Genomic DNA, 25,783 nt, shown 5'->3' on the forward strand with positions numbered 1-25,783 from the left:
CCAGCACCGACGTGACAACCCGTTTTTGGCGACTCGCCGAGGTGGCTTTTGAACCGTAAAAACCTTCCATCGCCTTCAATTCCGGTTGCACCGAAGGTCCTCCAGGTGATTCAACCCCGTAATATTCCGATACTGGAGATGCCTTCCACGCGATTCGATAAATACGTCGATATTGAATGTTCCGGGCAACGTGTAAAGTCCTTCCTTGCATGGCAAGAGTGCCATTAGAGTCGAACTACACAGCCCGACCATGGGACCGTCATATGGCTCGGTTAGCAGAGCTCAGAGCCGCCTGCGCGGCGAATACTAGCTAGCGGGCGACGGTCCCGTGATCGAGGACTGGGCACCGTCGAAACCAATGCAACTGCCGGGCTTGGTCAGGGAACCCTGGGTCGCCCGGAATGACTACGATGTTTTTCCCGCCGACGTGCAAGGGGCGAAGCATGGCGCAGAACGCCAGATCCAGGAGAGTCATAACCGAATTCGGTTTTGCACAGTCACGGAAGGATGAGGTCCGACGACCGCGACTGCCAACAAAGGGACCGTTTGCTGATGAGCAGTCCGCAATTGCTCCCATGAGCCGGACATCACGCGCAATCTCCGCGTTTCGAGAAGACGTCCCACGGCAGCCGTCCTGGCACATCGGCGCTAACAGAGTGAACCACACAGGCGAACGACGCAGACGAGTGGTCCTTCGACCCTCCCTCGATATCGAGCACGCCATCACGCGTTGGATCCATATGCCAGCGATCCATCCAAGCCCATGGCAGGGCGAGCGAGAAAGCAAACCAGTGGATGTCCCGATGCTGGATTCGCTCGTCGATCTTGAACGAATGGTCAAACAATCTGCTGATCTCTATGTCAGGTATGCAGAAGGGTGGGACGGATCGCGAACGGGGAAGCAAAGACCACGAGAGCGGGATCGAGATGCTGGCCTTATCAGTCAATCCGCTATCCCCGGAACTTTGCTGGACAAGACCCCTGACGGATTGGTTGGCCCGCCAGCTTTGCCAATTCAAGCTCCTGTTTGGGGAGAACCCGAAGCGCAAGGGATGGATCGCACATGGCAACAACGCAGGACGGGGGCCGGACTGCGATCCGCTTTTCACCCAGGTCGAGTCAGCGGCCAAGCTTTCGGATGCCTTGCTGGAAAATGACCCGAAGAATAGGCGTCCCCAGTAGCTGGAGGGAAACACTCCAGTGACGCTGACACCACAAAAAACCGCAGAAGCAACCCAAGGAGCACACCATGGACTCGATATGGCTAGATCCTCGACCTGGCATTGCAACAGACCTCTTCGTACCCGACGGGCACTACGACGCGGTGGTGGCCGGGGCCGGCCTCACCGGTCTGGTTAGCTCGCTGCTTCTTAGCAGGGCCGGATTGCGCGTGGCAGTGATCGAGTCCCGATTCGTGGGCGCCGGGACCACCGGGCACACCACGGCGAAGCTGAGTCTGCTTCAAGGCACCACGATGCAGGAAATCCGCAAGAATTTCCCTGCGGAAGTCGCACATGCCTATATGGAAGGGAACAAGGAGGGACAGTCCTGGCTATTGCGGTATCTTGACGAGGTCGGGGTACCGCACCAATCCCGTGATGCCTTCACCTATGCAGTCGATGCCTCGGGCCGCGAACAACTCGAAAAGGAGGCGGAGGCCAGCAGTGAAGCCGGACTGCAAATCGACACCCTGGAGGATCCGGATATCGGGCTGCCGTACGCGGTTGCCGGAGCCCTCGTCCTGCGCGACCAGGCCCAGTTCGACCCCGTGGACGTGTTGACGGCCCTATGCAACGACGTCCGCGCCCGCGGAGTCAAGGTCTTTGAGGACACCCGTCTCACCGGCGCGGGCAATTCCGCACCCGTGGAGATCACCACCAGTCAAGGATTGCTGTTCGCCGACACGCTGATCATCGCCACCGGCACCCCTGTCTTGGACAGGGGTGGATTCTTCGCCAAACTGGAACCTTCCCGGTCTTACCTCGCTGCCTACACCGGTGCCCCCGACGGCCGGCCCTTTCCGCAAGGCATGTATCTCTCGGTCGGGAACCCAGGTCGTTCCCTGCGCACTGCCACACGCCACGGAAAGCCCGTATTGCTGGTGGGAGGCAATGGCCACCCGGTTGGCGCAGGGTCCCCAAGCGCAGCTGCCCGGGACCTGGACCTGTGGGCCAAGGAGCACTTCACGGTGGCCGAACGCACGCACGCTTGGTCCGCACAGGACTACCGTTCAGTCAATGCCGTGCCGTTCGTCGGTCCGATGCCGCGCGGCGGCGGCCGGATCCACGTCGCCACCGGATATAACAAGTGGGGCATGACCAACGCCGTCGCTGCCGCATTGAGGCTCTCAACCGAAATCCTGGGCGAGGAGACCCCCTGGGGCGCGGTGTTGGCCCATCGCACCTCCGGTGCCGCGGCACTGGCCGAAACCGGCAAATTCAATGCGGGTGTTGCCAAGGGGCTGGTGACCGGTTGGGCGCACGCGCTGACCGAGTCCAATTCCCGCGTCGCCGAAAAAGCCCCCGACGACGACGAGGCAACCGCGCCGGGACGAACAGATGGCAGGGTGGTCCATGACGGCGTTCACCCCGTCGCCGAATCAATCGTGGATGGGCGTACCTGTCGGGTCTCGGCCGTCTGCACCCATTTGGGCGGGATCCTCACCTGGAACGACGAGGAACGTTCTTGGGACTGCCCGCTGCATGGCTCCCGCTTCACTCCCTCGGGCATCTTGATCGAGGGCCCTGCGACCAGCGACCTGAAGCCCGCGGACGACCGGACATAGAAGGAGGGAATGGATGCGCATTCTCTGGTCACCGAATGCCCCGGGTGCTTGACTGGGAACATGAGAGCAATCTGGACCGGATCCATCGCGTTCGGGCTGGTCAATGTGCCGGTCAAGGCCTATGGCGCCACGGAGGACCACGACGTCCAACTCCATCAGGTGCACGACGCCGATGGCGGCCGAATTCGCTACCAGCGCCGCTGCGAGGTCTGCGGCAAGAAGATCGACTACGAGCACATCGACAAGGCCTATGACGACGGTGAGCGGACGGTGGTGCTCAGCGGCTCGGACATGGAAGCCCTTCCAGCGGAGAAGAGCCGGGAGATCGAGGTGGTTCAGTTTGTGCCCAGCGATCAAATTGATCCCATCATGCTCGAACGCAGCTACTACCTCGCCCCCGATTCGAAATCGCCCAAGGCCTACTCGCTGCTGCGCCGCACCCTTGAAGAGACCGAACTGACCGCGGTGGTGAAGTTTGCGCTGCGGCAGAAGACCCGATTGGGTGCCATGCGCGTGCGCGGGGACGTTTTGGTGCTCCAGGGGCTGCTCTGGGGGGACGAGGTCCGCGAGGCTGACTTCCCGGAGGCCCGGAAGGACAGCAAGATCAGTCCGCAGGAGCTGAAGATGTCGGCGGCCCTCGTCCAGCAATTCAGCGCCGATTTCACTCCCGAGGAATTCGAGGACGACTATCAGGCCCAGTTGCGTACGCTGATCGAGGAGAAGCTCAAGCAAGGCGATTCCCTTGACACCGAAAAGACCTTCGGCGCGAAGGACACCGATACGCAGGAGACCGAGTCCGGGGACGTCATTGACTTGATGGAGGCGCTCAAGCGCAGCATTGCCCGGAAGGGCCAGCCCAAGGACAAGGACAAGGGCGGCACGGAGGGGCAAAGCGCTACCGGCAAGAAGGCGACGGGCACAAAAAAGACGCCGGAGAAGAAGAAGACACCGGCGAAAAAGAAGACCACGACAACCAAGACCGCCGATGCCCCCGCTGCAAAAAGCAAGTCCCGCAAGGGCGCGTAAATGCACGATGGCCTTGAACGCGTGGCGCCCGGTACCGCGGGCATTCGCAGGCAGGTTGCCGGGCGCGGCTTCAGTTACCTGTCGGCCAACGGGCGGCGGATCCGCTCGGAGCGGCTGCTCGAGCGAATCAGGCAACTCGCGATTCCCCCGGCCTGGACGGAGGTCTGGATCGCTTCCTCCCCCAAGGCCCACATCCAGGCAACAGGGGTGGACGCAGCGGGACGCACGCAGTACCTCTACCATGCCCGCTGGCGCGAGGTGCGCGATGACGAAAAATTCATCCGCTCCCTGGCCTTCGCCCAGCGACTCCCGGTTCTCCGCCGCATTGTGACCCGTGACCTTAAGCAGACCGAAGACCCCAGACGACGGGCGCTGGCAGCTGCCGTACGGCTCATGGACCGAGCCGGACTTCGGATCGGCGGCGTTGCCTATGCCCAGGAGAACGGTTCTTTCGGCGCGACCACGCTGCTCAAGCGACACGTTGAAACCGAGAGGCACACCGTACACCTGCATTTCTCCGGCAAATCATCCGGAACCTGGGACGTGACGATCAGCGATCCCCTACTGGCCGACTTTTTTTCCTCGCTGCCGCGCACACCCGGCTCGGGGCCGGCGATCTGCCACGCCGTGGCAAACGGTCGCCGGAAGCAATGGACGGCAGTATCGGATACCGAGGTTAACGCTTATCTGGGCGACGTTGCCGGTCATGGGTTCACCGCCAAGGACTTTCGCACATGGCAGGGCACCGTAGTGGCGGCCGTGTCCTTGGGCCGTGCCCAGCGGGCGGGGGCCACGTCGCCCGCAGCCGTCACCGCCGCCATCCAGGAAGCCGCCGACTGGTTGCACAACACCCCCGCCGTCGCCCGGGACTCCTACGTGAACCCTCGGGTGATTGCGCTCTTTGAACGTGGCGTGGTTGCCAATCCCGGGCACCGGCCGGATCGTGCGGTGCTCGACCTCTTGCTCGATGGGCGTGGAGGACACCGTGGGTGAGCTCTGTACCGCTCCAGGTGGTCACCGCTAAACACGAACGCCCGAATCCTTTAGCTCATGAGCTATTGCATTCGACGTCCTTGGATGAGGTGTGTGCTCAGTCGGCCCTCCCCGGGGCGTGTGACGAACATGGACGCGTGGATGTCGAAATGCTTGTGCTCCGCGACACCTCACCTACATAATCAAAAGGTCTTCAATTGGCGGATTCTTCCGCCAGCCACACGGCGCTTCTCCAGTCCCCGGGAACCCGTTGTCTTACAGCGAAACTCGAGGATCGGGTTCATGAAGTCCCCCCAATTGCTTGCGGAACCGCAACGTCACGGTTCCTTGCCCGTGCCGGCGGCCGCCATGCGCGTCCCTACGTCGCCAGCCTCGCCAAAAAATGGTTCGGCAGTCATCTGTGAAAGCTGCCAAAGCGATCACTACCTCGTCTTCGAAAAAGTCATCCCCCTTCCGCATCGGAGTTCCGAACCGGCAACTTGGGAGATTGAATGCTGGTGCGGCCGGTGCGAGGCATTCCTGGCGGTGCGGACCACCCAACCGCCGCTAACGCCGCATTCCATCCTTAATGCGGCGACGGGACGGGAACACGGGCGCATCTGACTCCCATTCATTGATCCACCAGCTGGCCAATGCTTGACTTGGGATGAGCGGAAAGAGGCTGGCATGACACCATCGGATGCCGAAGGACGGACTGTCCCTTCGAAACGAGTGCCGAAGCAAGCCGCCCATGATGTGCCGGAAGCATCGACCAGCACGCTGTCCGCGTTCCAGTTGTCCAGCCTGCCTGACGAACGAATTGACCGAAGATAAGAGGCCGCATTGAAGCGGCCAGTGAAAGGAAAGTGCCGTGCATGAGTTGGACCTGATCCGAGCAGCCAGCGAAGACGTGGCGGCCGCTCGGCTCTTGCTGAGACAACGCCAGGAAACCTTGGACGCCATCACGCGCGCGGCGCTGGAACACGGTGTCCCCGCCGCGGAAATCGCCGCAGCCCGAAAAGAGTCCGGCGACATTCCCCACGTCGCGGGACTACCGAGGAAAGTGGCCACGAAAGGCTGAGAGCAACGCGTTCTCGCCTCGCCCTCCGCCCTCCGGGCTTTCATTTTCCGGTCGGGGCCAATGCCCCTCCCGTGAGCCGAGCGAACGCCTCGCGATTGTCAGGCCCTGTCGGTTGCCTGCGCGTGCCCCGCCTCGCGGGCGCAATGGGCACAACAGTACATACCGGTCTCACTTTCCACGCCGTGGCCCAGGATCCTGCATCCGCAGTGGGCGCATGCAGGTGCCATCATGTGGATGGCACATTCAAAACTGTCGAACGTCCGGGTCTCCCCGCCCCGGGTGAGCGTGAAGGTCTTGTCATAGTCATTGCCGCACATATCGCACGTAGCCATGGTTGCTCCTATTGTATGGTCTTCTTCGGGGGGTAAACCAATTTTTTTCCGTTCCGGAAGGATGAGGCGAGACAGGTCCCCTACCTTGCTTGTCCCGCTCGAAACCTCCTTCCCGGTCCCCCCAGGGCATCCCCGGCGGAAGCCGGGAAGTGTCATGCTTCATCGTCCAAGCGCATCCTTTCCGTCTCCGGCGCGCGTTTCACGGTGCCGTGTGCCGGGAACTGGTTTTCGGGGGCCTCTCCCGGTGGGTTGCGTTGCCATCGGGCAAGCCATCGAAAGCTTCGAACCCGTTCCTGCCCATGCCGATGAGTACGGCGGCGATGATGACCCAGAACGCTGCCAGAAGAAGTCCTGCGTATCCCCAGCCGATCCAGGTTGCCAGGCCTGCCAGGGCGGCCAATGCCAGGAAGAGGAACGCGAACTGTCCGGCCAGGAGGGCCCCGGCATAGAGCCTCACCCCCTTGCGCACCGTCCGGTAGAGGATCCGGATCTCGCCCTTGACCAGCCCGATCTGCTGGTGGACGATGACATCAAATTTTTCGGTGAATCCCTTGAACCGGTCCTCCAGAGCATGGAGCTGCTTCCGGTCCGACCCATGGGTGCGGGGCGAATCCAAGGTGCCTTCGGGCTGGACGTCCGCTGGTTTCCTGCTCATGGTCGGCTGAATCCCGGCCCCAGGCCGTGCAGTCCCGAAGGCTTTCCTCCAACATCGGGCTCGCCTTCGGTGCGCCGAGGCTCGATGCCGCCAATGTTCGCACCTTTCGCCGGCTGCATCGCGGAGTCATTCCATGGACGCTCTACGGACACCGGGTTCCTGCCTGTCCGTGCGTCGTTTGCCTCCCGTACGGACACACCTTCGCTGGCGTTCCGGGTCAGACGGCCGGCAACCAGGCCGGCGCCCAGGGCAATTCCAAGCAATGCCGCCGGGTGTCGCTTCGCAAACCGCTTGGTCTCCTGAACAAGGTCGCCGGGGTCCCGACCGTCCAACCAATCAGCCGCGTTTGCGCTGTACACCGTTGCCCGTTCGACGACGTTCGCGGCCAGACCCCTGGCTGAACCGTCATGCAGCATCCACGCGAATTCGTCGCTGATTTCACGGAGCGTGGTGGCGACCCGGCGTTGCTGGCGGGAGGCCTGGTTCCCGATCTCGCCGACGAGTGTGGAGAACAATCTGGACCCCTCATCCCCAAGGTCCCGCGCAATATGGCTCCCCGCGGACTCGCTCCCGGAGACGACCGGTCCCGGCGCGTCGTTACCGGCTTCCCCATCTACGGCCGGACCGGAGGGGCCCACTGCCGGAGGGGCGGGTCCGGTCGCCGTCCGTCTGGCGGTATCGGTCCACTGGTTCTTGATTGCCGGCTGCACGGTGGGCCGAACTGCTTGCCGATCCAACGGGACCCCCGGTGGGTAGGGGGCACTGAAATCATTGACGTTCATGGTCTTCCTCCAATAGGTCCGCGCCTTGGAAGCGATGTCTGCCATGGATACCCGGCCGCCCATGACCTTTCACAGCGCATGATTCTCCTCGCGCCCCGGTTCGGTTATCTCTGGACTCGATGTGAATTGGTGAATGGCCCGTCGTTGCGTGTCGACGCCGTTGGAGACAGCGGCCCCATGTGGGGTCCTCAACGTATCCCGGCGGCCATCGGCGCTGCCACGATGCGGTCTTCCGGAGCTCTGGGGCGCCCGGGAAAACCCTGTCAATAAGAGCAAAGCAATAGTTCCGCCTCGGCACAAGGGTTTTGACATCGGAGGCAGGGAATCGCTTCACTGGACGGCTTATGACCTGTCGGCGAGGGAAACACTGCGCGTCCCGGAGTCGCCCCCATGGTCGCATGGGTGCGTGCTGTCCTGGTCGGCCCGGAATCGACGGCAAAGGGCCGGGGCCCGGACCCCGCCAGCGGACATCGTGTGCGCAGTCCGGCCGGGAGTTGGGGGTACTTGCTAGTGGCCCGAGCGACGATCCCGGGTGAGCCGCCAGGTGCCGATGCCGATGTTCGACAGTGCGTCAACTCCCCAGAGCGCGGCGATGAGCGCCACGGCCCAGAATGGCAGCCAGGGTTGCTGCCAGTCGGTGAGCAGCACCAGTGCCATGGCAACCACCGCCTCGAACAGGCCCCAAAGGACCTGCGTGCGGGGTCGCCAGGAAAGAATGTTGAAGAACTTGCGGATGCCCTTGGCCTCGCGCGCGTCGGCGCCCATGGCCTTGGCAACGGTTGGGCCCAGTCCGCGGGGCTCGACCAGGTGCGCAGATTCCGGCACCGTGCCATCCTCGACGTAGTCGGCCAAGGCACGGGGCCTGCCAAAGATTTCCAGCACGGCGCGCAACTTCTCGACCGACCCGCTGCCGGCAAGTGCCTCGTTGAGCTGGGTGATCACGTCCTCGCCGATGCCGTATTCGGAGAGCCGGGCAATGGATTCCAGGTCCGGCGCGAGCCATTCGCGGGTGAGGAAGTCGGAAACCTCGGCCGCCTTGGTGCCCGAAACGGGGTCGAGCACCGGCTCGGCAGCGACCGACCAGCCGTGGCCGAAGCCCGGGTAGCCGTGGAGCTTTCGGCTCTGGCCCTCGAACCAGAAGACCATGGAAAAGCGCGGGCCAAGGCGCGAGAGCATGATGGCGGGGAACGTCGACTTCGACAACATGATCTCGGGCATGTAGCCCTGGTGCACCGCCACGTCGCCGTGTTCGGTGGAGAAGTGCTGCCAGGCCGTCTTGGTGGCACCGGCAAAGAACGCCACCTCGGATTCCTTGAACGTGCCCAACAGCACCGATCGTCCTCCGGTCGGGTGCTCGAGCGCGTCGTCGGCGATAGGTTCCCCGCTCTCGGCATCCACCCCGTCGAAGTCGGCGTAAAGCGCTCCGGTGCCACGTTTCAGGGCGATGGCGAATCCCTCGATCTGCTGGCCGAAGGAGATCTCCCCCGCTTCATCGGCCATGACGATGAAACCGTCGGGGTTCACCGCCACGACCATCTCGACCACCGAGAGCTTGCCCCAGGAGACGGGTTCGGCCAGCAGGGAAATGCTTTGCCGGGCGCGCAGGGTCTCCTTCAGGCGTCGGTGGGCCTGGACGCCGGAGGGCTCATCGAAGATGAACGCCATGGAGGCGATCAGCCACGCTGGCGCGACGCCTCCATCCGGCTCCCCGGGGCTACTTGCCAAGGAACTTCTCAAACCCCTTCGGCAGGTTCAATTCGGAGGGGTCAAAGTCCTTGGGCCCGGCGCCGAAGGCCGCACCCGAGGGAGTCTTGGCCTTGTTGGCCTCCGCCGCCGCCAGCTGCGCGGCCTTGGCCGGATTCCCGAACTTCTGCTTCTTCTTGGCCGAGCCCTTGGAACCCTTCTTGGCGCCTGGACGCCCGCCGGGCATGCCCGGGATGGCCCCGCCGGAGGCCAGCTTCTTCATCATCTTCTGGGCCTCGCCGAAGCGCTCGAGCATCGAGTTGACCTCGGAGACGTGCACGCCCGAGCCCTTGGCGATACGTGCGCGGCGCGAGCCGTTGATGATCTTCGGTGCCACGCGCTCGTGCGGGGTCATGGAGCGGACGATGGCCTCGATCCGGTCGATCTGCGACTCGTCGAACTGCTCGAGCTGCTGGCGGGAGATCTGCGATCCGGGCATCATGCCCAGGATCTTCTTCATCGACCCCATCTTGCGGATCTGGGCCATCTGGGCCAGGAAGTCATCGAGCGTGAAGTCCTCGCGGTCGGCGAACTTCTTCGCCATCCGCTCGGCCTCGCCCTTGTCCCAGTTCTGCTCGGCCTGTTCGATCAGGGTGAGGATGTCGCCCATGTCCAGGATGCGGGACGCCATGCGGTCCGGGTGGAAGATCTCGAAGTCGTCGAGGTTCTCGCCGGTGGAGGCGTACATGACGGGCTTGCCGGTGACCGAGGCCACCGAGAGGGCGGCACCGCCGCGGGCGTCGCCGTCGAGCTTGGTGAGCACCACGCCGGTGACCCCGACGCCGTCGTTGAAAGCCTGGGCGGTGTTGACAGCGTCCTGGCCGATCATCGCGTCAATGACGAAGAGTACCTCGTCCGGATTGACGGCGGCGCGGATGTCAGCTGCCTGCTGCATCATTTCGGCATCGATGCCCAGGCGTCCGGCGGTGTCCACGATGACCACGTCGTGCAGCTTGGTGCGGGCCTCGGCAACGCCGTCGCGCGCCACTGCCACCGGGTCGCCGGTGGCGGACTCGAACTCGGAGGAGACGCCCGGGTGCGGTGCGTAGACCGGCACCCCGGCGCGTTCGCCGTTGACCTGCAGCTGCTTGACGGCATTGGGGCGCTGGAGGTCACACGCCACCAGCAGCGGGGTGTGGCCCTGGGCCTTGAGGTGCTTGGCCAGCTTGCCGGCCAAGGTGGTCTTCCCCGCACCCTGCAGGCCGGCGAGCATGATGACCGTGGGGGCGACCTTGGCCAGGTTCAGCCGGCGGGTCTCCCCGCCCAGGATGTCGACGAGTTCCTCGTTGACGATCTTGACGATCTGCTGGCCCGGGTTCAGCGAGGCCGAAACCTCTTCGCCCAGGGCACGTTCCTTGACATGGGCCACGAAGGCACGGACCACCGTGACGGCGACGTCGGCGTCCAGCAGGGCACGGCGGATCTCACGAACGGTGCCGTCGATATCGGCCTCGGTCAGCCGTCCCTTGCCGCGGAGGTTCTTGAAGGTGGATGTCAGGCGGTCGGAGAGTGAATTGAACACGTGCCGTGCACTTCTTTCGTTGTGGGCGTTAGGCGCGGTCTAACCCGCTGGACTCAACATCCAAGATTACCAATAACATGGGGCTCTTTCTTCAACACATGGCAGTCTTGGAGATGTGAACCCTGATTCAAGCTCCCAGACCGGTACCCACGTAACCACATTATTGATCCTCGGCGCCTCCGGGGACCTCACCGGAAGGCTGTTGCTTCCGGGCCTGGCCCGGCTGGTTGGCTCGGGCCGAGCCCGCGGGCTGAAGCTTGCCGGAGCCGGCGGCCCGGGCTATTCACAGGAGAAATGGCAACAGCGCGTCAACGAGGTCTGCGCGGCGGCGAAGAAACAGGCCACGGGCCAGGGCGGCACCGAACTCGACAAGATTGCCGCCGACACCCGCTTCGCCGAACTCGACGTCACAAAACCCGGCGAACTGGCCGCCCTGGTCCATTCCCTTGAAGGGCCGGTGGCACTGTACTTCGCGCTTCCCCCCGCGGTGAGCCAGAAGGCCTGCGAGGTCCTGGAACCGGGGGAACTTCCCGAGTCCACGCTGTTGGTCATGGAAAAGCCCTTTGGCTCCAACCAGCAATCCGCGCAGGAACTGAACCGCACGCTGATCCGCCTGGTCCCGGAGGAAAACATCCACCGCGTCGACCACTTCCTGGGCAAGGGCACGGTCTTCAACATCTTGGGCCTGCGCTTCGCCAACCACCTGCTCGAGCCCCTGTTCACCTCCGAACACGTGGAGAAGATGGAAATCTTCTACGACGAGGAACTCGCCCTGGAGGGCCGCGCCGGCTACTACGACGGCGCCGGGGCGCTGCGCGACATGATCCAGTCGCACCTCTTGCAGATCCTTGGCCTGCTGACCATGAACGCCCCGGCGACACTGAAGGAACGCGACGTGCGCGACCACCTCGGCTCGGTGCTGCGCGCCACAGCCCTGGCCGGCAACCCCGCCCAAAACACGCGCCGTGCCCGCTACACCGCCGGCACCTCGAAGGGCCGTCCGGTGCCCGACTACGCCAGCGAGGAAGGCGTGGAGCCGGCATTGAAGACCGAGACGCTGGCAGAGGTCACGCTGAACATCAACAACTCGCGCTGGGCCGGGGTTCCGTTCATCCTGCGTGCCGGCAAGGCCCTGGGAACCGCGCGCAAGGAAGCCATCATCACCTTCCGCCCGGTCTCCCACCTGCCCACCGGATTCAAGGGCACCGACGAACCCACGAAACTGCGGATCGGATTCGGCCCCGACACGCTGTCACTGGACCTGGACGTCAACGGCCCCGGCGACCTCTACACCCTGGACCGCGTCACCCTGGCCGCTGAACTCAATTCCCCGGACCTCCTCCCCTACGGCGAAGTCCTCCTCGGCGTGCTCTCCGGCGACCCGACCCTGTCTGTGCGCGGAGACACAGCGGAGGAATGCTGGCGCATTGTCGATCCGATCCTCACCGCGTGGGCCGACGATGCGGTGCCCTTGGCTGAATACGCCGCGGGCGGAAACGGCCCGGCCGACTGGGACACCAATTGCACCAAGCCCGTCAATGGCACGCCCGCAAAGGCCAAGGCCAGGCACTAGCAACGCGATCCCCGCGGACGACGCTTGGCGCGCCCGTGTGTGCCCCGGGCACGCCGAGGGAATACGGTAGGACGAGGACATTTTTAATCGTTGGACCTTGAGATGGATCCGGCGTCCGTATTCTTCGCGCCCGACACCGGCACGACGGCCCCGACACAAAGGCTAGATTTTGAACGGCAATGCAACGTTTCGGCACCATAATTCGGCCCTCTTGGCCGTCACCAGCGTGCAGGCCCCGGTGGTCATGACCTCCGGGGAATTCGACGAACGTCTGGGCCCCAGCCTCAAGCGCCTGCGCTTGTCGAAAAAGCTGTTGGAACGTGTTGCCGGAGTGATGGAGCGCCGCTGGTGGTCGGAGGGGACCAGCTTCGATGATGCCGCGGTCGAGGCCGGAGGCAAGGCCCTGGCCGAGGCCGGCATCGAGCCGGGCGAGATCGGCCTGCTGATCAACACCTCGGTCACCCGCCGCAACCTGGAACCCTCTGTGGCCTCCAAGATCCACCACGACCTGGGACTGCCGTCCTCGGCCATGAACTTCGACGTGGCCAACGCCTGCCTGGGCTTCGTCAACGGCATGACCTTGGCCGCGAACATGATCGACTCCGGGCAGATCAAGTACGCCCTGGTGGTCGCCGGAGAGGATGCCCAGCCGACCCAGGAAACCACGTTCCGCCGGCTCAATGCCGAGGACTCCACCCGCGAGGACTACCTGCGGGAATTCGCGACCCTCACTCTTGGTTCGGGCGCCGCCGCCGCGGTCATCGGCCCGGCCGATGCGCACCCCGGCGCGCACCGCATCGTTGGCGGGGTGTCCCGTGCGGGAACCGAACACCACAAACTCTGCGTCGGAGGCCCGTCGGGCATGTACACCGACACCAAGGGGCTGCTGGACAACGGCCTGGAACTGGTGGTCGATGCCTGGGACGAGGCCCACCAAGCCGGCTGGAACTGGAAAACCATGGATCGCTACGTCACCCACCAGGTATCCAATTCCTACACAAATGCCATCATCAAGGCCGTCGGCCTGGTCCGCGACAGGGTGCCCATCACGTTCCCCAAGTGGGGCAATGTCGGGCCGGCGTCGCTGCCCATGACCCTCTCCCAGGAAGCCAAGACACTGAAACCCGGTGATCGGGTGCTGTGCATGGGGGTTGGTTCCGGGCTGAACACCGCCATGCTGGAGCTTGCCTGGTGACCGAGCTCTTCCCCGGTGTCGATTCCCGGTACTCCCACCGCGTCATGGTGCCCTCCACCTCGGACGTGGATGCACCGGGCACCAGCCACCAATGGCACCTGCTGGACAACGCCTCCGAGCTGGCCGACAAGGGCATTACTCCGGTCGGCACGCTATTGTGCGTGCACGGCAATCCCACCTGGTCCTACCTGTGGCGCGGCCTGCTGCAGCACGTGTCCACCCACGACCTGCCCTGGCGCGTGGTGGCGGTTGACCAGCTGGACATGGGCTTCTCCGTGCGCACCGGCGTGTTCCGCCGGTTAGCCGACCGAGTCAACGACCTCGGCGACCTCTCCAACGCCTTGAAGCTGACCGGGGAGGTGACCACGGTCGGCCACGACTGGGGCGGACTCATTTCCCTGGGCTGGGCCCTGGCACACCCGGACCAACTGGCCAACGTGGTGCTCACCAACACCGCAGTGCACCCGGCCGGCTACGAACTGCCCGCTGCGCTGCGCCTGGCCTCCCACCCCGCCGTCCACGGCTGGGGCACCAAAACCACCGACGCCTTCGTGCGCACCACCCACTCGCTGGCGCAGCCGGCCCTGGAACCGGACGTCCGCCAGGCCTTCATGGCCCCCTATGCCAATGCGGGGCGGAGGACCGGAGTGGCGAACTTCGTTGCCGACATCCCCTTCACCGAGGACCACCCCAGCCGCACCGCCCTCGATGCCATCGCCGATGGCCTGCGCTCGCTGGAGGTTCCGGCCTTGCTGCTCTGGGGACCCAAGGACCCGGTATTCTCCGACCGCTACCTGCGTGACCTGATGGACCGGCTCCCCCACGCCGCGGTGCACCGCTTCGAGGGCGCGGGCCACCTGCTTCCCGAGGACCGCGACATCGCCACCCCGGTCTTTGACTGGCTGGCCCGGGCAAACACCGCGCACACCGCCGGGCGCGCCGAGGCCCTGGCCGCATACCGGCCCATGCTGGCCGAACTCGATGGGCGCACGCAGGACACCGGCACCGCGGTGGTGGACATCAACCCGGCCGGCTCGCTGTCATGGGCGGAACTGGGCAACCGGGTCAACGCGCTGGCCCGCGGCCTGGCGCACATCGGGGTCAAGTCCGGTGACCGGGTCAACCTTCTGGTGCCTCCGGGCATCGAACTGACCTCGCTGATCTATGCCTGCCTGCGTTTGGGCGCGGTGATCGTGGTGGCCGATGCGGGCCTGGGCACCAAGGGGCTGGGCCGCGCCATCCGCGGGGCCGGCCCCGGCTACCTCATTGGAATCGACCGTGCACTGGCCGGGGCGAGGTTCCTGGGCTGGCCCGGAATCCGGATTGCCGCCGGGGACATGCCCGCCGCCAAGCGCGCCCTGCTCGGCGTGGCACACACCGTGCCCGAACTGCTTCAGGCGGGCACGACCACCGCCGCCCAACGCCGGGAATTCACCCCGGCGGACCCCGATGCCGATGCGGCGGTGCTCTTCACCTCGGGATCCACCGGCCCCGCCAAGGGCGTGGTGTACACCCACCGCCAGTTGGCGGCCATGCGGGACACCCTGCGCGACACCTATGACCTGAAAGCCGGTTCGGCACTCGTGGCGGGCTTCGCCCCGTTCGCGTTGCTCGGCCCCGCCCTGGGCGCCACCTCGGTGACCCCCGACATGGATGTCACAGCCCCGCGCACGCTCACCGCCGCGGCACTGGCAGATGCGGCGGCCGCCGTGGACGCCACCGCGGTCTTCGCCTCCCCCGCTGCCCTGGCCAACGTCCTGGAAACCCGGGAAGGCCTCGATGACGCCCAACGCCGGACCCTGGCAGGCATCTCGCTGCTGCTCTCGGCCGGCGCCCCGATCCCCGAGCCGCTGCTGGCAAAGGTCCAGGACCTCGTGCCCGGTGCCCGCGTGCACACCCCGTACGGGATGACCGAAGCCCTGCCGGTGACCGACATCGACCTCGAGGGCATCCGGGCTGCCGGGGCCGGCAACGGGGTCTGCGTCGGCACCCCCGTCGCCGGTGCCCGGGTCGCCATCGCCCCGCTGGACGCCAACGGGCGAGCCGGCGACCAGCCGCAGACCGCTGCCGACCTCACCGGGGAAATCCTGGTGCGCGCCCCGCACGTGAAGGACCGCTACGACAGGCTCTGGATCACCGAACAAGTCAGCAGCTCCATCCCGGGTTGGCACCGCACCGGGGACGTGGGACACCTCGATACTGCCGGACGGCTCTGGGTGGAAGGCAGGCTCGGCCACGTGCTGGACACCGCCTCCGGACCGCGGACCCCGGTCGCCGGTGAACAGGCAGCCGAATCGGTCCGGGGCGCCGGACGCGCAGCGCTGGTCGGCGTGGGGCCCGCGGGCACCCAGGCCCCCGTCATCGTCATGGAGACGGTGCCGCCGGTGCGCCGCGCGGCACCCGCCCCCGAGGCACTGGCCACAGCCGTGCGCACCGCAGTCGCAGGCACCGGGACCGAGGTGTCCGCGGTGCTGGTGGTCCCGGCGCTGCCCACCGACATCCGGCACAATTCCAAGATCGATCGGGCCGCGCTGGCCTCCTGGGCCACCGACACCCTGGCCGGCGGACGGATCCGCAACCCGTGAGCAACCAGGGGAAGCTGGACACCGGCCGCCGCGTGCTGGTCACCGGTGCCAGCGGGCTGCTTGGCGGCGCGGTGGCTTCGCTGCTGCGCGCCAAGGGACACCGGGTGCGCACCTTTCAGCGCCGGGCCAGCGCGGGAGCCACCGACGAGGTGCTGGGCTCGCTGACCGATCCTGCCGCGGTGCGCCGGGCCGTTGACGGCATGGACGCCGTCATCCACCTGGCGGCGAAGGTCTCCTTCACCGGGTCCTGGCACGATTTCACGGCAACCAACATCACCGGGACCAAGACCCTGCTGGAGGCAGCCCGCAGCGCGGGGGCGGCGGACTTCGTGTTCGTCTCTTCCCCCTCGGTCGCCCACTTCGGCGAGCCGCTGGCGGGCGCCGGTGCTGGGATGGCGGACCCGGACTGTGCCCGCGGAAACTATGCCCGTTCCAAGGCGGCGGCAGAGCTCAGCGCACTGGCACTGGATGCGGCCGACTTCCGTGTCACCGCCATCAGGCCGCACGTGGTCTGGGGACCCGGCGACACCCAATTGGTGGAGCGCGTCATCGAACGCGCCAGGTCGGGAAGGCTGCCGCTGCTCGATGGCGGTGCCGCGTTGATCGACACCACCTACATTGACAACGCCGCCGATGCCATCGTGCGCGGGCTTGAACGCATGGAACACGCCCACGGCCGGGCCCTGGTTATCACCAACGGAGAACCGCGCCCGGTGGGCGAATTGATCTCCGGGATCTGCCGCGCCGGCGGCGTGCCCGCACCCCGCCTCAGCGTCCCGGGCTGGCTGGCCCGCGGCGCGGGCTCGCTCATCGAGCGCGCCTGGCTGGCCGCAGGATCACGAAACCTGGTGCACGACGAGCCGCCCATGACCAGGTTCCTGGCAGAGCAGCTCTCGACAGCGCATTGGTTCGACCAGCGCGAGACCCGCGAGGTGCTGGATTGGGCACCCCGGGTGGGAATCGACGAGGGCCTGAAGCGCCTCGCCGCGCACTACGGCGGCACCGCCCCCGGGCAGTAGCAAACTCGAACCGACGGGTATTTCAGTTCCCTGGACCGGCTCCCGTCGCCGAGTCCCTGCGTGCCGGCCTCGGGGCATCGGGGGCCGATGCGTTCAGCAGCATCGCGCTGCCGATCCCCCAGGCCGCACCGGCCACCAGGGCGCCGATCGATGTGGGCAGGTGCATCGGCGAGCCGACGCCGGAGGCGCTGTCGAGCTGCCCCAGGGTGCCTGCCAGCATCATTCCGGTGGCAACCACGGCGCCGCCGGTGCACACGCCCAGGAGCAGCGGTCCCGCTTCCTGCTTGCCCCGGCTGGGCGGCAACAGTCCCAGCGTCGCCAGCCCGCACAGCACCACAATCGCCGCAACCCCGCCCCACACGGTCTGCGGCAAGCTCCCGGCGGCATCGGCGGTTCCACCCAGGTTCCAGTGGCTACCCAGTGCTTCGGGGAGCCGGCTTCCCAACAGCATCAGGTTTCCCACGTGAACCGCCACCAGCACCACGGCAGTTCCCCAGGCCAGTTTCAGCAGCAGCTTCCTGGAATGCAATTTCACGTCGTTGACTCCGATTCGTTCTTTCCGCGGTCGGCCCGATGGCATGTCGAATATCTCATTTGTCCAACACACTACCCCTTTAGGATTCCCGGGTGTGGAACGGGCGATTGCCCTCAGGTCGGCGAAGGCAGCGCTGAGACGGGTTCACGCGCGTGATGCGTCGGCACCCATGGTGGCGACACAATCCCGGACAACGGCGCAGTTTTGAAGGAAGCCCGAAGGCTCGCGGGTTAGGGTAGCCCCATCACCATTCCGCCCCGAAGGCACCAACGAAGGAGCGCTTTTCCATGCGACATGATTCCGGGACCGACTTCTCAGACTGGCTTCAAGGCCGGCCCGCAGATGCCCGGCACTCAAGCCGACCGGTTCTCATGGTCACGTGGTCAATCCAGGAGGGCTTTGGCGGGATGACGGCCATGTGCCTCAAACGTGCGGGTTTGTTCCACGAACGCGGGATTCCCAGCGCCGTGGTGACCTTCGATGCCATCCCCGAACTGGGGGCACTCCGCTCCAGCCTGGTCGAGGCCGGCAGGCTCAATCCGGATGTCCCGCTGCTCAATCTCCATGACTTTTACGCCGGCAATTCGCCGGCGCGCACAGACAGGCAGGTGCCGTCCCGCCCCCGCGCGGCCGAATGGGTGGAGGGTGCCAGGACGCATCGCTCAGACGATGGTTCGCTTTTCCACGTCGATTACCGAATGCCGGGCCGTGACACCGGCGCACTGCGTGAATACCATCGCATCGACGGGACGGTCTACCTGGTTGATTCGACGACGCCCGCTGAAGACGCCGCCCAAGAGAGCTCTCGGACGTTGCAACTTGTTGACCCTGACGGCTACGTCACCGCCACGTTCACCAGTGCAGCCAAACTCTACCGCCGCTTCCTCACCGAACTGGTTGACTTGGCACACGCGGACGTTGTGGTTGACAGCAAATACTCGGCCGGGTTCCTCTGGTCGTGGAAGCACCCCGAAGCGGTGAAAATCGTGAATTTCCATAGCACCCACGTGAGTCCGGGGAAGGACGCCCTGACGGGAAAACTCTCCGCCACCCACCAAAAGATCATCCAGAACCGCGACGCCTGGGACGGAATCACCTTCCTGACCGAATCCCAGCGGACCGCGTTCGTGCAGCGCTTCGGGGAAACGTCGAACACCTTCGTGATCAGCAATCCGGTGGACGGCCCGCGGACGCTGCCGGCATTTGGAGACCGCAAGCCCAACTCGGTGATCCATGTCGGTCGTTTCACCAAGGGTAAGAACATCGGCGAGTTATTGGAAATCGCCAAGAAGGTCGCCACGGCAGGGGTCCCGATACACCTGGATCTGGTGGGTGACGGGGACCAGCGTCCCGAGCTGGAGGCCAAGGTGCGCCAGCTCGGTGCCGAGGATCTCATCACATTCCACGGCCACGTCAATGACGTCGGCCAACGACTCCACCGAGCCCGTGTCCTGTTGCTTTGCAGCAAATTCGAGGGCCAGTCGCTGGCTATCCTCGAGGCGCAGGCGCACGGTTGCGTGCCGGTTGCCTACGATGTTGATTTCGGCCCCAGGGACGTGATCGAAAACCGACGCAATGGATTCCTGGTTCCCTTTGGAGAGCAGGAGACGGCGGTCCAGGCGGTGACGAGCCTGTTGACGGATGACTCGTTATGTGAAGCGATGTCCACCCAGGGATTCAATGACTCGGTACATTTCCGAAGCGACGTAATTTTCGGGAAGTGGATGGAAGCCCTCGACACGGCCAGGGCCAACAGGGCCGGCCGTGACGCCTTGACCGCTGCCAACGTGCGGATTGCGGGCATCAGATTCCATCCGGACGGCGACATGGACCTTGAAGTGTATGTCGAGATCGGAGAGGCAAATCTCAGCAGACTCTGCCTGCAAAGCAGACAGCGCGGCATTCCGGACGGCAACGGAATTGAGATTCAACCCCACCATGGCGACGACAGCGTCTTCCACTTTAGGTTGCCCGCCGACCTACGGGCGCAACAACCCGCCGGAGATGCCTTGGACCTCAATCTAGTTCTTGGCATCGGCTCAATGACTCGCACAATTCGGTTGGGGGCAAGCCCATCGATGCAGACGACGCCTTACTTCACCGTCTACGGCAACCTCAGCCTCAAGTAGACTGCCCGCCATCCGCCATGTTGAGTCCTTCGAGAACACGAATGCCGTATTCGCTCAGCACAATGCCGCCGTCTAGGGTCCGTTAAGGGCGCGATCATGCTTTGCACATTTTGGCGTGACAGCGTTTTTGACAGAAGAATTGCAATCATCGCCCGGGTACCGGGCAAGCGCGTCTCTTGGCGCACGAGCACGAAAATCACGAAAGTAGTTGATGTTAGTGAAAGCTTGGCTGGGCCAACAACTCAGAGCCGCAATTAGCTCCACACACGGGGTCAAGACGCGTCGGTGGCTGGGGCTGGGCAGCGCTCCGGTCGCCAACCACGAACTCGACCAAATACCTGTGGCCGCCGATGTGGTGGTTTATTTCAGCGACGTCGTGAACAAGGCCTATCAGCTCGAACAGTGGCTGCCCACCTTGGAAAAACTCCACGAAACCCATCGCGTGGTCTTGGTGTTTCGCAAGGTTCCCACGTTGCGGCACTTTCGCAAGCTGACCGGATTGCCGAAAATTTTCGTCCGGCGTCTTGACGATTTGGTCAACTTCTACGAATTCAACAACTTTAAACTCTGCTTGTACGTCAACAATGGTGTGGCGAATTTCCAGTCCTTGAGCGCAGCCAGGCCGGTACATGTCCATATCAACCATGGCGAAAGCGACAAGCTCTCCATGGTCTCCAACCAAGCCAAGGCCTACGACAAGATCTTTGTTGCCGGTCCCGCCGCCATCGAGAGGCACCGGACAGTCCTTCTGGACTTCGATCTGGACCGGCTGACCAGCGTCGGCAGGCCCCAACTGGATACCCATTTCGTAGCCGAGCTACCAGCGTTCCATGGCCGCACCATCATGTACGCGCCTACATGGGAGGGCGAAAACGACGCAAACAACTACACCTCCATGGATGTCTTCGGTGAGGCCATCATCGAGAGGCTGGTCGCGTTGCCCAATACGCGGGTCATCTACAAGCCGCATCCACGAATCACCACATCCTCGAACCCGGCGATCGCCGCCGCACACGCGCGAATCAGGGAGATCCTCGAAGAGCAGATTGCTGCCGGCGGCCAGCACCTGATAACGGAGAAAGAGAACATCCTGGCTCTCTTCAATGACGTTGACGGATTGATTACGGACGTATCGAGTGTGGGCCTTGACTACCTGTACCTGCACCCGGAAAAGCCGCTGATTCTTACAGACCGGCGAGACGACCTCGAAAAGCTCAACCGCGAAGTACCTGTCAGCCGTGCCTGCCCCGTCATCAGCGAAACAACCCGGGAAGAGATCTTGCCCGGTTTGGAGTCGTTGCTCGAATCCTCCAGTGCCGAGCAACGGCTCCAGATGCGGAGCTACTATTTCGGCGATCGGGAGCGAGGATCCTCGACAATTTCGTTCATCGAAGCCATCGGCAAGCTCATCAATGACCGCGCAGTGGCGATGCGTGGTTACGAGTTCCATGGACAACCCGTAGACTCCGGGGAAGTCGGCTAAGCGAAACAAGCTGCGGAATATCCGCCAGCCGCGCGGAGGCGCTTGACCGGCACATCAATGAGCATCGGAGAAAGGGCGAGAATGGCCATCACGACGGCTCGGAGATCCCTGCATCGCAGGCTGGCCAAGTTGACTTCAAGGATCAGCGTCAGGCTCGGCCAGCTGCGGATCCGGGAGTCCGACTCCGGGCCCAGCCCCAGTGCGCACACTGCGCGAGTCGCGGTCATCGTCCCCGTGTTCAATTCGATGCCGTACCTGAGGGAGCTGTTGGAGTCCTTGGCGGCGCAAGACTTGGCACCGGATATGTTTGAGGTGATCGCCGTGGACGACGGTTCCACTGACGGCGGTGGCAAGCTGTTGGATTCCTATGTGACACGGCTGCCCAATATGCGTGTCATTCACCAGCGCAACAGCGGCTGGCCTGGAAAACCACGCAACGTCGGGATCGACGCAGGCCGGTCCGACTACGTATTCTTCTGCGACTCCGACGACATGTTGGGTCCGGAAGCACTGCGCAGGATGGTTGATTTCGCCGATGCCCACCAGGTTGATGTGTTGGCACCCAAGTTGGTCGGCATCGGCGGGCGCAACGTCGCGAACAGTCTTTTTACTTCCACACTCATCGATGCGCCTCTGCGAACGATCCTTGGCACCCTCTCCCCGCAGAAAATGATCCGGCGCAGCCTCCTTGAGGAGCACGGAATCCGGTTCCCCGAAGGCAAGATCAGACTCGAAGACGGCATGATGCTCACTCGGTGCTACTTGGCCTCCAGCCGCAACTCAATCCTCGCCGACTATGACTACTACTTCATCCGCACCCGATTGAACGGCAGCAACATCAGTAGCGGACGGGCCAACCCCGAAGGCTATACCTCGTCGGTGTCGAAAATTGCCAGGATCATCAAGGAAATGCACCCTGATCCCTCATTCGCGGATCAATTGGTGCTGGATCTCTACCGGCGCAAGGCGCTTCGCTTCTACGACCCCGTGCGCTACCCGGCCATGTCGCCCCGGCGGCGGAAGCGCTGGGTCAAGGCACATGCACCATTCATCCGGGACAATATTCCCGAAACCCTTGAAACGGATTTGGGATTCCCCTTCCTGCAGCGATCCCGCCTGGTTCGACGTCAAGATGCGGCCGGGTTGCTGCGGCTCGCCGCGACCGAACAACAATTGAATGCGAATTGCCGGGCAGCCCCGTCTGACCCGGACCCGCTCGGACTTCGATTTTGGTTGGCGCCCGATGCGGACTTCGAATCTGTCACTTTGGTGATCAAGGGCCGGGCACCCGAAACCATCCATTCACATCTCCTCCGGCACGATGGCCATGAATACGTCCTGGACGATCCGGTCCATAAGCTTGAAAGCCTGGAGAACTTCGTGGCGGACTTTTTTGTGCGATTGGAAATCGACGGGCTTCAGGGCCCTCTGCGTCGCGTTGCCGCGCCGGACACCGGCCTGCCCCTTGAACTGGGTGGCACTCGCTTCTACGCAACGGTCAATGGAAATCTCAGCATCGATCGGCGCCGCTGACCTCAGGCGCCGACTTCCGAATCTCCGCCGAACCATTGGGCCCCATACCGGCGTTCTCTGGGCGGGTCGTCGCTTGATGGCGCCGGGGCAAGTCTGCCTTCGTTCGTTCCACTCCCATGAGGAACGAACAGAACCGTCCGCAACGGGCCGCCCTGGGATACAGGTGGCGACAAGGAGTGCTCCCGCGCAGTCCTCATATCCAGCGGGGTGACATCGCTTGAGTCAGAGGTCACCCGGCGAAAGACGACCCATGCGGCGAGCTTCCCACGGGGAAAGTGCCGGGCTTTGTAGACTGACCACCAAGCAGCCTGCCCCCAACCCCAAGGACCACCCATGCCGGAATTCCGGTTGCCACTGTCTCGTTTGTTCACACTATCTCTCGCGGCATCGCTGGTCGCACCCCTTGCGCTGGCCGGCACGGCCGCCGCGGCACCCGTTGTCGACACTACACTCGGAGCTGCCGCCACCGATTCTGTTCAACAGCCACCCCCGGGCTCCGGTGCCGCCGCCCTATTGGACTCGGCCCTCAAGCCTGCCACGAAAACCCCCGCCCTCACGGAAGTCGATACCGGCGCGGCCACCATCGCCGCCAAGGAAATCCGAACCGAGCTCAAGTCCGGCGGCAAGCTCACGGCAACTGAACGCATCGAGTTGTCCGATCAGGCGCTCACGGCCGTGGGAATCGAGGCGCTGGATGCCCAGCTCGGACAGGGCCAGCGACGCATCGAGGAATCCGGAGACGCCAAGGCCCCAACGCTGGAGGAACTAGAGTCCTTGGCAAGCGCCACCCAGGAGCTGGCCGAATCGGCCCCCGAACCGTCGAACGACGACGCAGCAGTGCCCGGCCCGTCCGAGGAGGCGAGCCCACCGGCCACCGGAACGACACCCGAAGCCGTAAGTTCCTTCAACGTCGACAGCGCCTCACGGACCACCGACACCGCAGCGGCATTCGAGGCTTCATTGGCCGGAATCGCCATGCCCACCTCGCTGGCGGATCTGCGCACCTGGCGTCCCCCGGGCGTACTTGGCGTTGATGTTTCCCATCACCAAGGCGACGTAAATTGGTCACACGCTTGGGGCAAGGGTGCCCGATTCGCCTACATCAAGGCAACCCAGTCCTGGCCGACCACGCTCTTCAAGGATCCCAAGTTCGGGCAAAACTACTCCGGTTCCTTCAATCAAGGATTCATGCGCGGTGCGTACCACTTCGCCATGCCGGCCCACTCTTCGGGTGCCACCCAGGCAAAGCAATTCCTCGCCAACGGCGGCGGCTGGTCCGCAGACGGCAAGACCCTCCCGCCATTGCTGGACATTGAGTGGAACCCTTACACCGCCGATGCTTACGGCGCGGGCAAGGGCGATGCTTGTTACGGCATGACGCCGAGTCAGATGGTTGCCTGGATCACGGATTTTGGCAACACCGTCAAGGCCGCGACGGGGCGCCTGCCGATGATCTATACCGCCCAGTCCTGGTGGGATGACTGCACCGGCGACTCCACCGCCTTCAAGGGCTGGCCGTTGCACGTTTCGCTGTTCCCCACCGCCGAAGTCCCCAAGAACCCGCGCGAGCTGCCAGAAGGCTGGACGACGTTCAACGTCTGGCAGTACTCCTCCAACGCCGATTTGATCGGCTCGGACAAGAACGTGGACGCGAATGTGTGGAACGGCGACCTGACCTCGCTGCGCGACTTCGCGCGCAACACGCGCTCCACCCCGTACCGGATGATCACCGACTATCTGGGCAACGCCGATGTGTGGCCAACACGCCTTGCTCCGGTCAGGCTCTCCGGGGCCAACCGGTACGAGACCCCCGTGGCCATTTCAAAGCGCACTTTCCCATCCACCGCAGCGACAGTTGTCGTCGCCTCGGGCGAGAACTTCCCCGATGCCCTGGCCGGCTCCCCGCTGGCCACCTTGAAGAACGCGCCACTGTTGCTGACGCGGAAGGATGTGCTGCCGGCGGCCGTGGCCACCGAGCTGCAGCGACTTCGCCCCAAGAACATCTTGGTGCTCGGAGGCCCGATCGCCGTGAGTGATGCAACCGTCGCGAAGCTCAAGGCCTATGCGCCGGTCACCAGGGTCTATGGCAGCAACCGCTATGACACTAGCGCGAAGATCTCCGGGAACTGGAGCTCCGCTTCAACCGCTTTCGTGGTCACCGGTCAGGGATTTGAGGATGCCCTGTCCATGGCAGCCGTCGCGGCCGGGCGCAAGTCCCCCATGCTGCTCACCCGGCAATCCTTCATCCCGACGAGCACCCTGAACGAGCTCAAGCGCTTGAATCCGAGCCGGGTGTACCTGGCCGGAGGCCCCGTTGCCATCTCCGCCGCCGCAGAGACGCAACTACGCAAGGCGGTGCCAAATGCAACGGTGGTGCGCTATGGGGGCAGCAACCGCTACGACACCAGCGCGATGATCGCCAAGGCATTCTGGTCCGGCGGCTCGCAGCGCCAATTCATCGCCACCGGCTCGGACTTCCCTGACGGGCTGACCGGGGCCGTTGCAGCAGGCTACAACGGGGCGCCGTTGCTGCTGGCGCGGAAGTCGTGCCTGCCCGCCTCGGTGTCCGACGCCCTGGTATCCATGAAGGGCTGGACCAATATCCTGCTCGGCGGACCGGTGGCACTTGACTCAACGGTCGCCTACCGGACAAACGGCCAGCCCAACGTCTGCTGATAGCCAACGGGAACCACGCACCGCTTCCTCCGGCTGAAAGCCACAAGCGGTCTTGGATCTCGATCGGCTCGAGGTTCTGATCCCGCCCGACATCCACAAAAAGCCCCAACCATGTGGTTGGGGCTTTTCGGTGGGCATCGATCCCGCTGATGGATTT

18 protein-coding genes are annotated in these 25,783 nt (G+C 64.2%); 13 read left to right on the forward strand and 5 right to left on the reverse strand.

Annotation, left to right across the window (positions count from 1 at the left end; genetic code table 11):
• Positions 1-825: 825 nt before the first annotated feature.
• From ABD687_RS04040 to ABD687_RS04060, 5 genes are all read left to right on the forward strand, one after another.
• Positions 826-1,182 (forward strand): DUF6098 family protein, encoded by a 357-nt coding sequence (locus ABD687_RS04040; RefSeq protein ID WP_310287001.1) that lies wholly within the window; start codon positions 826-828, stop codon positions 1,180-1,182.
• A 67-nt stretch (positions 1,183-1,249) separates the two neighbouring features.
• Complete coding sequence (locus ABD687_RS04045; RefSeq protein ID WP_310286999.1) at positions 1,250-2,785, forward strand: FAD-dependent oxidoreductase; 1,536 nt, start codon at positions 1,250-1,252, stop codon at positions 2,783-2,785.
• A 60-nt stretch (positions 2,786-2,845) separates the two neighbouring features.
• Complete coding sequence (ku, locus tag ABD687_RS04050; protein ID WP_310286996.1) at positions 2,846-3,811, forward strand: non-homologous end joining protein Ku; 966 nt, start codon at positions 2,846-2,848, stop codon at positions 3,809-3,811.
• On the forward strand, positions 3,812-4,804 hold the full coding sequence (locus ABD687_RS04055) for a DNA topoisomerase IB (RefSeq protein ID WP_344760961.1): 993 nt from the start codon (positions 3,812-3,814) through the stop codon (positions 4,802-4,804).
• 850 nt (positions 4,805-5,654) lie between these two features.
• On the forward strand, positions 5,655-5,864 hold the full coding sequence (locus tag ABD687_RS04060; protein WP_264269748.1) for a hypothetical protein: 210 nt from the start codon (positions 5,655-5,657) through the stop codon (positions 5,862-5,864).
• 531 nt (positions 5,865-6,395) lie between these two features.
• Here the strand turns inward: ABD687_RS04060 and ABD687_RS04065 are convergent.
• The 4 genes from ABD687_RS04065 to ffh form a co-directional block, all read right to left on the reverse strand.
• On the reverse strand, positions 6,396-6,851 hold the full coding sequence (locus tag ABD687_RS04065) for a phage holin family protein (RefSeq protein WP_310293311.1): 456 nt from the start codon (positions 6,849-6,851) through the stop codon (positions 6,396-6,398).
• Positions 6,848-7,366 carry a hypothetical protein gene (locus ABD687_RS04070; RefSeq protein WP_310293310.1) on the reverse strand — a complete coding sequence of 173 codons (519 nt, stop codon included), beginning with the start codon at positions 7,364-7,366 and terminating at the stop codon, positions 6,848-6,850. The genes ABD687_RS04065 and ABD687_RS04070 overlap by 4 nt, the downstream gene beginning before the upstream one ends.
• A gap of 774 nt (positions 7,367-8,140) precedes the next feature.
• Complete coding sequence (locus ABD687_RS04075) at positions 8,141-9,358, reverse strand: hypothetical protein (RefSeq protein WP_310293308.1); 1,218 nt, start codon at positions 9,356-9,358, stop codon at positions 8,141-8,143.
• Positions 9,348-10,898: a signal recognition particle protein gene (gene ffh / locus ABD687_RS04080; protein ID WP_264269753.1), complete on the reverse strand. Its 1,551-nt coding sequence runs from the start codon at positions 10,896-10,898 to the stop codon at positions 9,348-9,350. Before ffh ends, ABD687_RS04075 begins: the two co-directional genes overlap by 11 nt.
• Before the next feature lie 115 nt (positions 10,899-11,013).
• Between ffh and ABD687_RS04085 the strand changes: the two genes are divergently transcribed.
• From ABD687_RS04085 to ABD687_RS04100, 4 genes are all read left to right on the forward strand, one after another.
• Positions 11,014-12,471, forward strand: coding sequence for a glucose-6-phosphate dehydrogenase (locus tag ABD687_RS04085; RefSeq protein ID WP_310293307.1), 1,458 nt, complete (start codon positions 11,014-11,016; stop codon positions 12,469-12,471).
• A gap of 169 nt (positions 12,472-12,640) precedes the next feature.
• Positions 12,641-13,666: a 3-oxoacyl-ACP synthase III gene (locus tag ABD687_RS04090; protein WP_310293304.1), complete on the forward strand. Its 1,026-nt coding sequence runs from the start codon at positions 12,641-12,643 to the stop codon at positions 13,664-13,666.
• Positions 13,663-16,251, forward strand: coding sequence for an alpha/beta fold hydrolase (locus ABD687_RS04095; RefSeq protein WP_377700411.1), 2,589 nt, complete (start codon positions 13,663-13,665; stop codon positions 16,249-16,251). The genes ABD687_RS04090 and ABD687_RS04095 overlap by 4 nt, the downstream gene beginning before the upstream one ends.
• Positions 16,248-17,270 (forward strand): NAD-dependent epimerase/dehydratase family protein, encoded by a 1,023-nt coding sequence (locus ABD687_RS04100; RefSeq protein ID WP_310293302.1) that lies wholly within the window; start codon positions 16,248-16,250, stop codon positions 17,268-17,270. Before ABD687_RS04095 ends, ABD687_RS04100 begins: the two co-directional genes overlap by 4 nt.
• Before the next feature lie 22 nt (positions 17,271-17,292).
• Here ABD687_RS04100 and ABD687_RS04105 read toward each other — a convergent pair whose 3' ends face one another.
• A complete protein-coding gene (locus tag ABD687_RS04105; RefSeq protein ID WP_310293300.1) occupies positions 17,293-17,805 on the reverse strand; it encodes a hypothetical protein in 513 nt (170 codons plus the stop codon).
• Positions 17,806-18,212: 407 nt separating this feature from the next.
• On the opposite strand from ABD687_RS04105, the gene ABD687_RS04110 reads away from it, so the two are divergent.
• From ABD687_RS04110 to ABD687_RS04125, 4 genes are all read left to right on the forward strand, one after another.
• Positions 18,213-19,934 carry a glycosyltransferase gene (locus tag ABD687_RS04110; RefSeq protein WP_310293298.1) on the forward strand — a complete coding sequence of 574 codons (1,722 nt, stop codon included), beginning with the start codon at positions 18,213-18,215 and terminating at the stop codon, positions 19,932-19,934.
• A gap of 217 nt (positions 19,935-20,151) precedes the next feature.
• Positions 20,152-21,417 (forward strand): CDP-glycerol glycerophosphotransferase family protein, encoded by a 1,266-nt coding sequence (locus ABD687_RS04115; RefSeq protein ID WP_310293297.1) that lies wholly within the window; start codon positions 20,152-20,154, stop codon positions 21,415-21,417.
• 81 nt (positions 21,418-21,498) lie between these two features.
• Positions 21,499-22,950 carry a glycosyltransferase family 2 protein gene (locus ABD687_RS04120; protein WP_310293295.1) on the forward strand — a complete coding sequence of 484 codons (1,452 nt, stop codon included), beginning with the start codon at positions 21,499-21,501 and terminating at the stop codon, positions 22,948-22,950.
• Between the two features lie 333 nt (positions 22,951-23,283).
• Positions 23,284-25,626 (forward strand): cell wall-binding repeat-containing protein, encoded by a 2,343-nt coding sequence (locus ABD687_RS04125; protein ID WP_310293294.1) that lies wholly within the window; start codon positions 23,284-23,286, stop codon positions 25,624-25,626.
• Positions 25,627-25,783: the final 157 nt, after the last annotated feature.

The organism is Paeniglutamicibacter sulfureus (assembly GCF_039535115.1).
GTDB classification, from domain to species: domain Bacteria; phylum Actinomycetota; class Actinomycetes; order Actinomycetales; family Micrococcaceae; genus Paeniglutamicibacter; species Paeniglutamicibacter sulfureus.

Bases quoted from the DNA above. Each gene is read 5' to 3' on its own strand.
- ABD687_RS04045 (WP_310286999.1), top strand. From the start codon at position 1,250: ATGGACTCGATATGGCTAGATCCTCGACCTGGCATTGCAACAGACCTC.
- ku (WP_310286996.1), top strand. From the start codon at position 2,846: ATGAGAGCAATCTGGACCGGATCCATCGCGTTCGGGCTGGTCAATGTG.
- ABD687_RS04055 (WP_344760961.1), top strand. From the start codon at position 3,812: ATGCACGATGGCCTTGAACGCGTGGCGCCCGGTACCGCGGGCATTCGC.
- ABD687_RS04065 (WP_310293311.1), bottom strand. From the start codon at position 6,851: ATGAGCAGGAAACCAGCGGACGTCCAGCCCGAAGGCACCTTGGATTCG.
- ABD687_RS04110 (WP_310293298.1), top strand. From the start codon at position 18,213: ATGACGGCCATGTGCCTCAAACGTGCGGGTTTGTTCCACGAACGCGGG.
- ABD687_RS04120 (WP_310293295.1), top strand. From the start codon at position 21,499: ATGGCCATCACGACGGCTCGGAGATCCCTGCATCGCAGGCTGGCCAAG.
- ABD687_RS04125 (WP_310293294.1), top strand. From the start codon at position 23,284: ATGCCGGAATTCCGGTTGCCACTGTCTCGTTTGTTCACACTATCTCTC.